The 14,853-nt window shown below is 58.3% G+C and carries 8 protein-coding genes; 7 read left to right on the top strand and 1 reads right to left on the bottom strand.

What is annotated here, in order from left to right; genetic code table 11:
* The first annotated feature begins 100 nt into the window (after positions 1 to 100).
* The 7 genes from HLH25_RS18835 to HLH25_RS18805 all read left to right on the top strand — a co-directional run bounded on the left by HLH25_RS18835 (position 101) and on the right by HLH25_RS18805 (position 12,097).
* Positions 101 to 1,612, top strand: a complete 1,512-nt coding sequence (locus tag HLH25_RS18835) for an efflux transporter outer membrane subunit (RefSeq protein WP_375289008.1) — start codon at positions 101 to 103, stop codon at positions 1,610 to 1,612.
* Positions 1,613 to 1,954: 342 nt separating this feature from the next.
* Positions 1,955 to 2,371 (top strand): hypothetical protein, encoded by a 417-nt coding sequence (locus tag HLH25_RS18830; protein WP_182975540.1) that lies wholly within the window; start codon positions 1,955 to 1,957, stop codon positions 2,369 to 2,371.
* 7 nt (positions 2,372 to 2,378) lie between these two features.
* Positions 2,379 to 5,402: a glycosyltransferase gene (locus tag HLH25_RS18825; protein ID WP_182975539.1), complete on the top strand. Its 3,024-nt coding sequence runs from the start codon at positions 2,379 to 2,381 to the stop codon at positions 5,400 to 5,402.
* Entirely contained in the window at positions 5,399 to 8,377 is a 2,979-nt protein-coding gene (locus HLH25_RS20705; protein ID WP_182975538.1) for a glycosyltransferase, read from the top strand. The genes HLH25_RS18825 and HLH25_RS20705 overlap by 4 nt, the downstream gene beginning before the upstream one ends.
* 68 nt (positions 8,378 to 8,445) lie before the next feature.
* A complete protein-coding gene (locus HLH25_RS18815) occupies positions 8,446 to 9,129 on the top strand; it encodes a glycosyltransferase (RefSeq protein WP_182975537.1) in 684 nt (227 codons plus the stop codon).
* A 73-nt stretch (positions 9,130 to 9,202) separates the two neighbouring features.
* A complete protein-coding gene (locus HLH25_RS18810; RefSeq protein ID WP_182975536.1) occupies positions 9,203 to 10,741 on the top strand; it encodes a hypothetical protein in 1,539 nt (512 codons plus the stop codon).
* A gap of 387 nt (positions 10,742 to 11,128) precedes the next feature.
* The gene (locus HLH25_RS18805) at positions 11,129 to 12,097 is read left to right on the top strand and encodes a glycosyltransferase family 2 protein (RefSeq protein ID WP_182975535.1); all 969 of its coding nucleotides are present in this window, start codon (positions 11,129 to 11,131) and stop codon (positions 12,095 to 12,097) included.
* 374 nt (positions 12,098 to 12,471) lie between these two features.
* Here HLH25_RS18805 and HLH25_RS18800 read toward each other — a convergent pair whose 3' ends face one another.
* Entirely contained in the window at positions 12,472 to 14,853 is a 2,382-nt protein-coding gene (locus tag HLH25_RS18800; protein ID WP_182975534.1) for a phosphoketolase family protein, read from the bottom strand.

Genomic DNA, 14,853 nt, shown 5'->3' with positions numbered 1-14,853 from the left:
ACCTGCACGGTGAGTGTCGGCCCGCAATCGCGCAGCCAGAAGGGGCATCTGACCACCTGGCTGCAAGACCATCTGTAAGGCCCCCGGCGCGAGCATGACCATGATGACGAAGACCCGACGGGCCGGCCTGGTCCTGACCTCGGCGCTGGTGATGGCGGGGTGCACGGTCGGTCCGCGCTACCAGCCGGACCGGATGAAGGTGCCCGAGCACTTTACCGAAGACGAGCATCCGGCGACCGATGCCGAGATCGCACGCACCAATGCCGAACTGAAGGATTGGTGGCACCGCTTCAACGATGCGGAACTCGACCGGCTGGTGGACCGCGCCATCGGCGGCAATTACGATCTGCAGATCGCCGGCCAGCGCATTCTCGCCGAACGGGCGCTGCGCGACAGTCAGGCGTCTGCCTGGTATCCGCAGATCGACGCCAACACCACCAACGGTGATTCGCGCTACTCGCTCAATATCGACAACTGGCCGCTGCGTCCGGGCAACCCGGCCAACCGGCCCGGTGCGTCGTATCTGTCCTATGGGGTGAGCGCGAGCTGGCAGATCGACGTGTTCGGCCGCATCCGCCGCAGCGTGGAAGCGCAGGAACGCGCGGTCGAGGAGACCGTGGAGGACCGGCGCGCGGTGCTGATGACGATGCTCTCGGCACTGGTCAGCGACTATATGGTGCTGCGCGACACCCAGTTGCGGCTGGAAATCTCGAACCGCAATATCCGCGTGGCGCAGGAAGCCTATGACCTGACGCAGCGGCTGTATCTGGAAGGCGTGGGCAACACGTTGCAGATCGCGCAGGCGAAGGCGGAACTGGACAGCCAGCTTGCGGCGCGCGAGCCGCTGCGCACGCATATCGCCCAGATCACGCACGCGCTCGATGTGCTGATGGGCCAGATGCCCGGCACGACGGAAGCGGAACTGAAGATCGCCCGTCCGTTGCCCACGGTGCCCGCGTTCCCCGCGACCATGCCCTCGATCGTGCTGGCCAACCGGCCGGACATCCGCCGGGCCGAACGCGCCTATGCCGAGGCCACGGCGCGGATCGGGGTCGCGGTGGCGCAGATGTATCCGAATTTCAGCATTCCGCTGAACTTCAACCCCAATGCCTCGGCGATGTACCAGCTTTTCCAGGCGGGGGCGCTGAGTTGGCAGTTCTTCATGCTCGCCTCGCTGCCGCTGGCGCATGGCGGCAAGCTGACGGCGCAGGTGCGCGGGATGCAGGCGGCGGCGGAAGCCAGCCGCCTGAACTACCGCCAGACGGTGCTGACGGCGTTCCGCGAGGTCGAGGACGCGATGGCGGCCTGGCATGACGACGTGGAACATACCGAACTGCTGCACAAGGCGGCCGAAGACAGCCGGCTGGCCAGCGACCGGGCGCGCAAGCTCTACAGCGCCGGTCTGGTCGGTTTCCTAGAAGTGCTGACGACCGAGCGCACCGCGCTGGCGGCCGAAAACGCCGAGGCCGTGGCGCGGCTGGAGCGGTTGCAGGATGCGGTCAATCTCTACACCGCCATGGGGGCGGGCTGGCAGGGCGCGGCCGTGACCGCAACCGCGCTACCCGTCTCGCTGGAAAAGCAGAATATCCTCGCCCGCGCCTTCAAGGAGTAATCGGATCGCCTTTCTTTCTGTCCTGACAAGGAAGAAAGGCCGACCGAACATGCCGCTCCCGTTGCGTTCAGCCCCGGTGTCAGCCTGATTATCCGGCATAATGATATCGCCCTTGTTTTTATACAAAAGGCCCCAGGCTGACGCACGCCTCATTCTTCACATAGCCGCGAAGAAATAAAAACCATATCTTTATTAAATCTTCACTCTTTATCCGCATGAAAACCCCGGGAGATATCCGGCTTCATGCGCAGAATGGTGAAAAATTTTACCTTATATTTACTTCAAGTCGGTATCCAGAGAAAGAAATATCCATTTTACGGACTCTTTCTCTGGAGAAATATCGTGATTCTTTATTCTTCAGTTAAACGTTTAACGAAAACTGAAAATGGAAAAGTCGTTATTCCAGAAGATGTTTTCAAATTCCTGATAACCACCTACCTCAGGACCGTACCGTTCGACGAAGCGGCCTATCTGCGGGCGAATCCCGATGTGGATGCCGCGATCCATCGCGGCGAACTGAAAAGCGGCCATGACCATTTCATCCAGGTCGGTTTCTTCGAAGGCCGCGACACCGACGGCAAGGAATTCGACGAAAAATGGTACCTGAAGAATAACCCCGATGTCGCCGCCTCCGTCCTGCGCGGCGAATGGACCAACGGCAAAATGCATTGGCTGAATGTCGGCCGCGCCGAGTTACGGGCCCCCTCCAAGGCGCTGGAACCGGTCTATGACACCTGGCGCGGCTTCTGCGCCGCCTGACGTCCCCATGACCGGACAAGCCGACCGCATAATGGAGACGACGATCGACGGCTTCGTGCGGGACATCTCCGCCCGGTACGGCGACGTTCTTTCGTCTCGCCACGAAGAACTGGAAGGCATTCCGCAAACCCCGGAATCCATCCTGCCCCGGCTGGAATATCTGCAACGATCGCATCCAAGCGCGCGCGACATCACGCTGGGTATCGGCTTCTGCCGCCTGGCACTGCACGAGCCACGCGCTTCGGAGGCTTTCGAATTTCTCTCTTCGGTCACCCTCTCGCCACTGGCGCGGTTTTTCCTGCTGATCACCCGTATGCGTTTCGGCGCCCACGATCGCGCCTTTGCCGAACTGCGGGCTCTCCTGCGCGAAACCGCCGTCATTTTTCCCGATATCGCCTTTTCCCTCTTCAGCGCCGTCGCCGAAGCCAATCGCTGTTCGGCATGGTGCGCCATGTTGCCCGACGGGCGCCTCGTCGCCGGCCTGCCGGATCACGCCGCCCGCAACCTCGTCCTGTCCCATGACGGAAAGGAACGCCCCGCCGACCTGGCCTTGCTGACCCACCCTCCTGGCTATCAGGTCTGGGAAATCAGTAATTTTATCCTGCCGGCCCACCTGCCACGCATCGACATCCTTCAGGAGGGCCGCGGCCTGCTGGGTAGCGGCATCGACAGCCGGACAGTCTGGGCCTTCGAAGGATTCATCGAGGGCACGGCCGAGGGACTGAGCGGGTGGTGCCGTTACCCCAACAATCCGGGAGCCGCCGACCAGATCCATGTGCGCGCCGCCCAGGACGACCACATGCTGTTCGACGCAACGGTCGGGCAGCCCGATGACGAACTGCTCCTGCCCGAAAAGCCGCGCACCGACTTCGTCATTCCATGGCAGGACCTCCTGGGCGCCCGGACGCCGGCGGTCAAGGTCACCGACCGCTTCGGCCGCGCCTTTTACGGCAGCCCGCTCGACCCCCTCGCCGGCGGGCGCTACGCCCGCACGCAGGCGGAATGGGTCGCCACCTTGTTCCCCAGCGCACATCCCACGGCGGTACGGCCTAGTTTCAACCAACCCTTCCCGACCCTCTACACCCCCCGCTTCACGGTGCCCGAAGCCGCTGCTCCCACAATCCCTGCCCGTCAGGTCGCGGTCATCATTCCCGTCTATCGCGGCTACGAAGTCACCCGCACATGCATCACGCTGGTCCTCCAGCATCGTGGGCCGAACGAACGAGTAGTCATCGTCAATGACTGCTCGCCCGATGAACGGATCACCGCCTTTCTCGACACACTGGCCGGGCTCGATGGCGTCACGGTCCTGACCAACGCCCGCAATGGCGGCTTCACCTTTTCCGCCAATCGCGGCCTGCGCGCGGTGGAGCGGGATGAAGACGCCATTCTCCTGAACAGCGACACGCTGCCCCCTCCGCACTGGATCGCGGCCTTGCGGCGCACCGTCTATCGCGCGCCCGATATCGGCACCGCCACACCGCTCTCCAACGCCGCAACGATTTTCAGCTACCCGAATGCAAACGGCCAGAATCCCGTGCCAGCCTATGAAGAAGTCGTCGAGACGGCGGAGCGCATCGCGGCATGCGAGAACGACGCCCTGATCGACGTTCCGACCGCGCACGGCTATTGCATGTATATCCGCGCCGATTGCCTGCATCAGACCGGCCTGCTGCGCGAAGACGTCTTCGCACAAGGCTATGGCGAGGAAAATGATTTCAGCCGCCGCGCCGCCGCCCTGGGCTGGCGGCATGTGGTCTGCCTGCAAACCTTCGTCGGCCACGCGGAAGGACAATCCTTCAGCGCCGTCCGAAACGACCTGATCCGCCGCAACCTGGCGACCCTCAACGGCCTGCACCCCGGATATGACCGGATGGTCCAGGTCTGGCAGGCGCGCGATCCGCTACGCCCCTTCCGCCGGAATCTCGACCTTTCCCGCCTGCGCCACGCCATCGCCGGGCGCCCCGTCGTGGCGCTGCTGACCCACGACCGCCAAGGCGGCGTCCAGCGTTTCGTGACCGAGCGCGCGGGCGAAAACCTGGCCGCCGGCCATGTGCCGCTGATCCTCTCACCCCACCGTTCAGGCAACGGAGACACGGGCTGGACGATCATCCCCTTCCTGCCGGAGGATTATCCGAACATCACCGCGCCGCGAAAGGGCACGGAGCTACGCACGCTGCTGCTCGATCTGGGATGCGACAGGATCGAAATCCACAGCTATATCGGGGCCGGAATCCGCGACGTGCACTGGGTCTCGCGCAGCGGAATCGATTATGTCGTGTATCTGCACGATTATTCCTGGTTCTGCCCACGCATCACGCTGGTGTCGCACAACAATCTCTATTGCGGCGAACCGGCGCGCGATGTCTGCCAGCGCTGCATCGCCGATCTGGGGTCCCTGAACAGCGACGACGCCCCCCTGGAGCTGCTGCGCGACCTGAGCGACGATCTGTTCCGGCGCGCCGGCGCCATCATCGCCTCCTGCCAGGACGTCGCGGACCGCTATCGCCGCCACATCGACGCCCCGATCACCCTGGCCCAGTGGGAACCGCCCGTCCCGACCCGCCCCGCGACCTTCCTGCCGAAGGCACCAGACGAGATACGGCGCATCCTCCTGATCGGCGCCATCGGGATCGAGAAGGGCTATAATATCCTGCTCGCGCTGGCCCGACATGTCGCGGACCACGACCTGCCGCTGCGCTTCGTCATCATCGGCTACACCTGTGACGATCCAAGGCTGCTGGCCACCGGCGTCGTCGAGATCACCGGCCGCTATGGCGAGCACGAACTGGCCGCCCTGATCCGGCGCCACCCGTGCGACTGGGGTTTCCTGCCCGCGATCTGGCCGGAAACCTGGTCCTATATCCTGACCGAGTTCTGGCGGCAGAATGTGCCGGTCATCACCTTCGATATCGGCGCGCCGGCCGCGCGCGTCAGGGCAACGGGCACCGGCCTGACCGTGCCGCTGCACCTGCCCATCGCCTCCCTGGCCACCGTGCTGCTGACACCCTGGCTGCTCCGCATCCAGTGACCCAGGCCGACGACAAGGACGCGATCATGACGCCCATGGACCAGCCGGCGGAACAACCGGCCGCGAAACCCGCATGGTGGCGGTTCGACGCCGCGTGGTATCGCCGCCGCTACGCCTTCATCCCCGCCGTCGCCGACCTGCGGGACGAGGCGGACATCCTGGCCTTCTACAAGGAATGCGGCGAACCCCTGGGTCATTCCCCCAACCCGTTCTTCGACGAGGAATGGTATCGCCAGGCCTATGCCGACATAGACGAGGCCATTCGCGCACACGAGGTCCCGTCAGGCTTCGCCCATTATTGCGCGGAAGGCTTCAGCGACCGCAATCCGAACGGTTTCTTCGACGAACTCTTCTATCGGGAAACCCAACTCGGCCTGTCGCTCGAAGAAGTCGAACATCACGGCCTGCGCAACGGCTACGATCATTTCCTGTCCTACGGCGCAAGGGAAGGCCGGGACGCCTCCCTGTTCTTTTCCACCTCGCTCTTCCTCAAGGAAAACCCGGATTTCCTCCATGACACGCGGCTCGGCCCATTCGTCGCCTTCATGGAAAACCTGCACGCGCCAGAGAACGCCTCCCGTCGGACATCCTGGTTCTTCGATCCCGCCTGGTATCTGCGGGCCTATCCCACCGTCTCGGACCGGATGCCGGAATGGGGCCATCCCCTGCGCCATTACCTGATCACCACGACGCCAGCCGCTTTCGATCCCCTGCCGTTCTTCTCCGAACGGTTCTATGCAACCAGCCATCCGGACGTGGCCCATGCCGTCGCGACGGGCGCTTTCCGCAACGGCTACGCGCATTTCCTGCGATACGGCCAGCAGGAAGCACGCCGTCCCCATCCGCAGGTCGATCTCGCCGCCTATGCGAAAGACCCCGGCGTGATCGAGGCGATCGGCCGAGGGTGTTACCCTACCCCCTTCGCTGCCTATGCCGCCCTCTCCGGCGCGCTGCCGGACGGCGAGAAACCTGCGGAGAGCGCCGAGCTGCATTGCCGCCGCGCCTTTCGCCTGCTGGCCGATGCACGCACCAGCACCCTGATGGCCCGCCCACTCGATTTTTCCTGCGACCTTCCCGATTTCAGCGTCGTCATGGTCGTCCACGACCAGTTCGCCTTCACCATGACCGCGCTGTCCTCGCTGCGGGCCACCTGTCCGGGGCCAGTGCAGGTGATCCTGGTCGATGGCGCTTCGCGAGACGAGACCCGCCGGATCGAACGGTATGTCCACGGGCTCGATATCGTCCGGCTGGCGGAAAATATCGGCTTCCTCGCCGGCTCCAACGCCGGGCTCGCACGGGTTGCCGCACCCTATGTCCTGTTCCTGAACAACGATGTCGAGATTTTCCCCGGCGCGATCGCGGCCGCACTACACCGCCTGCGGCGGGAGGCCCGTACCGGTGCCGTCGGTGCGAAGCTGATCCGCACCACCGGCCGGCTTCAGGAAGCGGGCAGCATCATCTGGAATGACGGCACCACATCGGGCTACCTGCGCGACGCCTCCCCACTCTGCCCCGAAGCCAATTACGCGCGGGCGGTCGATTTCTGCTCCGGCGCATTCCTGATGGTCCGTACCGAACTGGCCAAGGCGCTGCACGGCTTCGATCCGCATTTCAGCCCGGCCTATTATGAGGACACCGACCTCTGCGTCCGGATCCGCCAGCAAGGCTTCGACGTGCTCTACGACCCCGACGTAGCCGTGCTGCATTACGAGTCCGGCAGCGGCAATCCGGCGGACATCGACACCATCCTGGGCCGGAATATCGGCAGGTTCTTCCATAGACACCGCGACGAGATCGAAGGGTACTACACGCGCGACAGCGCGAACCTGCTGAGGGCACGCACCAGCGCGAGAACGCAAAAACACGTCCTGTTCATCGAAGATTACCTGCCCCAACCGGCCATCGGCGCCGGCTTTCCCCGCTCGAACGACATCGTGCGCCTGATGGTCGAGGATCTGGGCCTGCATGTGACCGTCTATCCGGTCTTCCCACCGCGCGAGGCCCCGGCGGGCCGTTATCGCGACCTGCCCGACCGCGCGGAAATCATCTGGGACCGTGGAATCGCCGACCTGGACGCCTTCCTGCACGCCCGATCGGGCTATTACGATGTCCTGTGGATCGGCCGGACCCATAATGCCGCCCGCCTGCGCCCGATCATCGCCGCCTGCCGTGCCGCGCTCACGGACTGCCGCATCATTCTCGACACCGAGGCCATCGCCTCGCTACGCGAACGGGGCCGGATGCAGTTGGAGAACCGGCCAGACCTGCCCACGCTGGCAGCCATGCTGCGCCATGAATTCCGCGCCACCGATTTCGTCGACCGGTTCGTGGCCGTCAGCCAGGCCGAAGCCGACCTGCTCGCCCCGGAGGTGCATCGCGCGGTCGCGGTACTGGGCCATGTCAAAACGCCTGCCCCGCAGCCCCGTCCCTTCGCCGCCCGCGCACACGTCCTGTTCGTCGGCGCGATCCAGAACCCGCAATCCCCCAATCTGGACGCGCTGACATGGCTGAACGACCAGGTTCTACCCGAATATGGCCACCTTCTCCCCCCCGAGGCCCGTATCCGCGTCGCGGGCCATCTCGCGGAGGGCATCGACCTCGCTTCGATCCTGACGCACCCACGCTTCGACCTGCTCGGCTTCGTCGAAGACCTGGGCCCACTCTATGAATCGCACCGCGTCTTCATCGCCCCGACCCGCTTCGCGGCGGGCATTCCCTACAAGATTCACGAAGCCGCCGCCCACGGCCTTCCCATCGTCGCCACCGACCTCCTCTGCCAGCAGATCGGCTGGACCGCCGGATCGGATCTCGCCTGCGCACCCGTCAACGCCCCAGAAGCATTCGCTGACGTCCTGAGCCTAGCCTACACCGACGAGACGCTATGGCACATGCTACGCCGGAATACGATTCACCGAATCTTCATGGAAAACAGTAAGATTACATATCTGCGCATTCTGGAATCGCTGCTCGAATGAATACCTAGCGTTACAACAAGAAAAAAACAGAATCAGAAACAATATTCATATAAAGAAAGATATCGAAAATGATATTCACATATTGGTCCCATCCGGAAATACGATACCCGCATTCAAAAGAGGAGTGGAACCGGTACTTTCCTGAATTTAAAGTATTTTCCGACAGCGACGTCATCGGCCTGATCAAGAGCGAACGACTGAGAAAAATATACACTTCCATAACGATACCAGCCGCCAGGTCCGACGTCGCCCGGATTATTCTCCTCCTCGAATACGGTGGAATGTATGTCGATGCACATACCGGGATAGCAGAAAGAGAATCGCACCTGCTTCCCTCGACGCTGGAAAAACTCTCCACTTATGATGTTCTTCTGTTCGGAAAAGGATGGGAAAGAAACGATCAGGACATCATAAACGTCATGAATACGGTAATAGCAGGAAGATCGCGCAGCTTTATTCTGAAATCGATTTTAAAGAGAATATTCCTGAACCTGGAAGATCACTACGAAAAGGAAAATACAACAAAAGATTATGTGCCTTATGAAATATTCCACTTGACCGGAACACAAGCGATAATGGACACGATATTCAGCAAGACAGATATATTCTACGAATATAAAGACATGGTTAAACTCATAACCATGGATCACGCTTCAAGCTGCGGATTTGAAATCTACAAACACTATACCTATAGAGAAAACGGAAAACATTGGAGCGAAATGCAAAAAAAGAACCGATTATTCAATATATAGCCGCAAAAATTCGTCAGACAGATGAGAGAGATGGACTGTAAAGTGACATGATGGACGGCAAGGCACAGAAATCATGAAAACACGAAGAATATTTTTATATTCTCTTATTTTATCAATACAGAACGCGGAGGCACATGATTTCACATCGAAGCTCTTGCGTCATAATGTACAATTCGTTGATACCGATTTCCAAAAAAACAAATCATATCCGCAGAAAAAAAATAATCCTTTACATGAAATATCGTCTTTCTGGAAAAATCCGGAATCTGTATCGCCCACACCAATAAATTTTCCCCTTTTTATATTGCTCCGAGGAAATCAGAGGGAAAATTCCCCTCCTTCGTTGTCTTTCCAGAGAGATATCGAAACACCTCACGAAAGATATAACCAGATTGCCGGTCTCCTAGGACGCTGCCATGAGGCTGCAATCCGGACAAAGGAGAGTTTCTATTGTCAAACGAACTGGATGATTACCTCCGCCTATGACGGTCCCGTAAATTCCTCTGGGAATTTTGTTGTAGAGCGTCCTCCCGATGCTTTGCTCGATCACCAGGGTCCGCGATCATCCATCACAGCCCTGACCGCCGTTGCCAAAGACGATACAGAAGAGGCATCCTCTCGTTCAGGAGGAATGGGCGCCCTGGAAGCGGATATTTATGCGGACGGCCTGGATACAACCGGCGGAGCGCCCAACAATCGCACGCTCGCCCTGCTAGTTATCGACTCCCTGCACCACGGAAGCCCGATGTCCGTCTCCCAAGGGCTGCTGATCGGCACAAACAGCGACGATGCATATTATGGAAAAACTCTGATGCTGTACGGGAAATTCTCCACGTCTGCGATAGATCTACGCGAGACAAAGCCAATGTGCCAGACCGACCAGGCCGGCGCACATTGCCCTCCCGTGATCTGGATGGGTGACAATATGAATCTTACATATAGCAGCGACGGTACGACGACACAAAAATATAACTCCCATAACGGCAATCTGGAATTCACAGTCGGAGGCAAGAAATCATTCAGTCTGGACGCGAACTCCGGTACGGGCCTGTTTTATTATGGTCTAAACATACCGGATGACCAGAAAATCAGCATTGGAAACTCGAATGCATTTTCCTTTGTATCTGATACGCAGAACAAGTCATTGGAAATAAAATCCAAAGAATCCATATCACTGAAAATAGATTCAGAAACGGGAAGCCTGTTTTTCTTAAAAAATTCCTATTTCCAAAAGGGGCTATATCTACCAAATTTCCCAGAAAACGACGATATATGGAGCCAGAAACACCCCGATGGTTTTCTGATCAACAATCCCGTCACTCATCAATTATTCGTACAAGAAAACGGCATATACAAAAAGCTACAAACAGATGATGATGGCAGCATGAAGCATCAAGCCTCATCACATTCTTCATCTTGCAATTTTTCTCTGCCCTTGCGAAAGGTTTCATTCGCATCCCTCCCTGCCAAAGCCGATACAGGTGAGGTGGTTTTTTGTCCCGATTGCTATTCAACATTACAACCATCCAATGACAGGCAAACAGGTATCGCCGTCACCTTCAACGGCAAGAGATGGAACGACGCTCTTGGCTTGGCCATTCTCCATAACTAGAGCATCTTTATCCGACCAGATGGACTCATCCGGTCGGATAAAGATGCTCGAAAAATCAATAATCTAGTGCCATATCTGTGAACCAGCGTGAACGGATATGAGCCTAGAGCAGGCCCGGTCTGAATATGTGCATTCAAACAGGTGAAATGTTCCGAAAGCATGTCTGCGCGCGCAGGCAAAATCCGTGGCTGGCAATCAAGATATGGTCACTCGTCAGGGCTGCGTAGAAGCCGGACTTCATCATAAAAAACGATATTTTTACTGTGGTGATTTTTTATAGGCGATCAGAGAACTGAAAGGATTTGTTAAAGTATGCGCTGTATGCTCAGACGCAAATGTGTAAAAATAAATTAAATACTTATTTTATACTCCACAGGAGGTAAATTAATGAATTTAACGGCGGTAATGCGTATCCTCAACGAGGATGACATTATAGAAGCAAATATTCGTCACCACAGAAGCTTTATAGATCATTTTGTTATCCTTGATGATGGAAGCCAAGACAAAACCTTATATATAATCGAGTCATTGATATCTGATGGTTTTCCGATAACTTTGATCGAATGCGACAGCGTTGTTTCAGATGAGCGCGGAAGGAATACTTTCCTTTACAATTATGCTTCTCAAAAATTAAAGGCAAACTGGGTATTTTTTCTGGATGCCGACGAATTTATCGATATGCGCGGGCGTATCAATGGCATGAAGGACTTTATCGTGTCCGTTCCAGGTCATTTTGAATCAATGCTGCTCCCGATGAGGAATTACAAAGATACGGTCCTGGATAACAAGGACGAAATCATCGTGCCAAACAGAATGACATGGCGGATGAGAGAGGAGATCGGTGTTTTCAAGGTTGTGGTAAGAGGTCAACTCTCTGGAAATATCCATATACACGAGGGTAATCATACTGCCTATCGAAATAACAAAGAATTAGATTACTTCGGTGGCTCAAATTTGTGTATAGCACATTATCCACGCCGGTCCGGATGGCAGGACATATATAAATGGATCGTGATGCGTCTAAAAATAACCGCCGCAGGAAAAAGGGAGGTAGATAAGGGCACTGGCTCTCATTATATAGCCCCCCTCAACACACTCCTAAGGAACCCAAAAGAAATACTTGAAAATAAATGGTTCTTTAACCAGACCCCAAATGACAATGACGTAGAAGACCGCATATGTTACGAAGGTGGCATGTTAAAATATACAGAGAATGTCGACTACAAAGAGAAATGTATAAAAATGGTCCTTGAATACGCATTCTCTTTAGCGCGTGAATTCGGGGAGGAAATGGATATCAATGAATCCTTTAGAACCCGTATTTTGACAAAAATAAACACCCATATGGAACGATAGAGAACTGTAGCAGTCGGTCAATAAAAGCAACGGCGGCCAACCGAATGTCGGATCAGATTGCCCGATAGTCCGGACCAACGGCTCAGAGCCGCCCTTCCGCGCCGTTCTCATGATGCTCGAAAAATCAATAATCTAGAGCCATATCCGTGAACCAGTGTGAACGGATATGGCTCTAGAAGCATGTGCCGTAAATCCTGCGGCGGGATGTCATGTAACGGAGGCGACCGCCGCACTCAACGACATCCCGTGGCCACCCGCGTAACCGGCAGGTCTAGAGCATTTCCACCGAAAATCGGTTCGGTGGAAATGCTCTAGTTTATTGTTTTTACGAGTTTTTTACCTGTTCGAACGCACGCATTCAAACAGGCTCTGCTCTACGACCAGCGCCAGGCTTCGATTTCCGGCAGGTCACGACCATGTTCCGCGATATAGCGGGTGTGATCGACCAGCTTGTCGCGGATCGCCTGCTTGGCATAGGCGGCCCGTGTGGCCAGCCCCGGCACGCGGTCAATCACGTTCGACACCAGATGGAATCGGTCAAGATGGTTACGCACCACCATGTCGAACGGCGTCGTGGTCGATCCTTCCTCGCGGAAACCGTGGACATGGAAATTCCGCGCATTCGCCCGGCGATAGATCAGCTTGTGAATCAGTTGCGGATAACCATGGAAGGCAAAGATCACCGGCCGGTCGAGGGTGAACAGCGCATCGAAACTGGCATCGTCCAGCCCATGCGGATGCTGGCTGGGGGAATCCAGCGTCATCAGGTCCACGACGTTGATCACGCGCACCTTCAGGTCCGGCGCATGCTCTCGCAGCAGCTTCACCGCCGCCAGTGTCTCCAGCGTCGGCACATCGCCAGCACAGGCCATCACCACATCGGGCGTGCCACCCTTGTCGTTGCTGGCCCATTCCCAGATGCCGATGCCCGCCTCGCAATGGCGGATCGCATCATCCAGCCCCAGCCATTGCGGCTCGGGCTGCTTGCCGGCCACGATCACATTGATGCGGTCCCAGCTTTGCAGGCAATGGGCGGTCGTCCACAGCAGGGTGTTGGCATCGGGCGGCAGATAGACGCGGACGAATTCGGCCTTCTTGTTGATCACATGGTCGATGAAGCCGGGGTCCTGATGGCTGAAGCCGTTATGGTCCTGACGCCAGACATGCGAGGTCAGCAGGTAGTTCAACGACGCGATCGACCGGCGCCACGGCACCTCGGCCGCCGTCTTCAACCATTTGGCATGCTGGTTCACCATCGAATCGACGATGTGGATGAACGCCTCGTAGCAGGACAGGAAGCCGTGCCGCCCGGTCAGCAGATAGCCTTCCAGCCATCCCTGGCAGGTATGCTCGCTCAGGATCTCCATCACATGGCCATCGCGCGCCAGATGGTCGTCGTAATCGAACGTCTCGGCGTTCCAAGCCCGGTTGGTGACATCCAGCACCGCGTTCAGACGGTTGGAATTGTTCTCGTCCGGCGACAGCACCCGGAAATTGCGCGCCTCCAGGTTCAGCTTCATCACGTCGCGCAGCCATTCGCCCATCACGCGCGTGCTCTCGCCGGTCTCGTGTCCCGGACTGGTGACGGCAACCGCATAATCGGCAATATCGGGCAACCGCAGCGGGCGCTTCAACTGGCCGCCATTGGCATGCGGATTGGCACTCATGCGCAGCGTGCCCGAAGGGGCGAGGGCCGCGATCTCGGGGAACAACCGACCGGACTCGTCGAACAGATCGTCCGGCCGATAGCTGCGCAACCAGGTCTCCAACGCCTGAAGATGCCCCGGATGCGTCAGGTCGGAGAACGGAACCTGATGCGAGCGCCAGTAGCCTTCGGTCCGCAGCCCGTCAATCTCCTTGGGGCCGGTCCAGCCCTTGGGGCTGCGCAGCACGATCATCGGCCAAGCGGGGCGCTCCGTCTTGCCGTCCTCCCGTGCCGCCTTCTGGATGGCGGCAATGCGGTCGAACGCCAGATCCATGGCCGCCGCCATCTTCTGGTGCATCGGGTCGGGGTCATGCCCTTCGACGAAGATCGGATCATAGCCGTAGCCACGCAGCAGCGCCGCCAGTTCCCGCGGCGCAATGCGGGCCAGAATCGTCGGATTGGCGATCTTGTAGCCATTCAGATGCAGGATCGGCAGCACCGCGCCATCCGTCGCAGGATCGACGAATTTGTTGCTGTGCCACGAAGTCGCCAGCGGCCCGGTTTCCGCCTCGCCATCACCGATCACACAGGCGACGACCAGATCCGGGTTGTCGAACGCCGCGCCATAAGCGTGGGAAAGCGAATAACCGAGTTCGCCACCCTCATGGATCGAACCCGGCGTGGTGGCGGCCGCATGGCTGGGAATGCCGCCGGGGAACGAGAACTGCTTCATCAGCCGTCCCAGCCCATCCAGATCCTGCGACACCTCAGGGAAATATTCGCTGTAGGTGCCCTCCAGATAGGTGCTGGCGATCAGGCCCGGCGCCCCATGCCCCGGCCCGGCAATGAAGAGCACCGATGTCTCGCGCGCCCGGATGATGCGGTTGAGATGCAGCCAGAGGAAATTCAGCCCCGGCGTGGTGCCCCAATGGCCCAGCAGGCGCGGCTTGGTATGCTCCAGTTGCAGCGGTTCGCGCAGCAGCGGGTTGGCCATCAGATAGATCTGGCCGACGGACAGGTAGTTGGCCGCATGCCACCAGCGGTTGAACAGGGCGAGTTCAGTTTCCGAAAGAGGCGCGACCGACGGAACCTCCGAAAGGGGCTCGTTCAT

Origin of the sequence: Gluconacetobacter dulcium (assembly GCF_014174165.1) — a bacterium.
Lineage (GTDB): Bacteria > Pseudomonadota > Alphaproteobacteria > Acetobacterales > Acetobacteraceae > Gluconacetobacter > Gluconacetobacter dulcium.
Note: the sequence above shows the minus strand (reverse complement) of the source record. Positions and strands in the feature narration are given on the sequence as shown.

Coding starts and splice junctions, on each gene's coding strand:
- HLH25_RS18835 (WP_375289008.1), top strand. CDS start 101: ATGATGACGAAGACCCGACGGGCCGGCCTGGTCCTGACCTCGGCGCTG.
- HLH25_RS18825 (WP_182975539.1), top strand. CDS start 2,379: ATGACCGGACAAGCCGACCGCATAATGGAGACGACGATCGACGGCTTC.
- HLH25_RS18815 (WP_182975537.1), top strand. CDS start 8,446: ATGATATTCACATATTGGTCCCATCCGGAAATACGATACCCGCATTCA.
- HLH25_RS18810 (WP_182975536.1), top strand. CDS start 9,203: ATGAAAACACGAAGAATATTTTTATATTCTCTTATTTTATCAATACAG.
- HLH25_RS18805 (WP_182975535.1), top strand. CDS start 11,129: ATGAATTTAACGGCGGTAATGCGTATCCTCAACGAGGATGACATTATA.
- HLH25_RS18800 (WP_182975534.1), bottom strand. CDS start 14,853: ATGAACGAGCCCCTTTCGGAGGTTCCGTCGGTCGCGCCTCTTTCGGAA.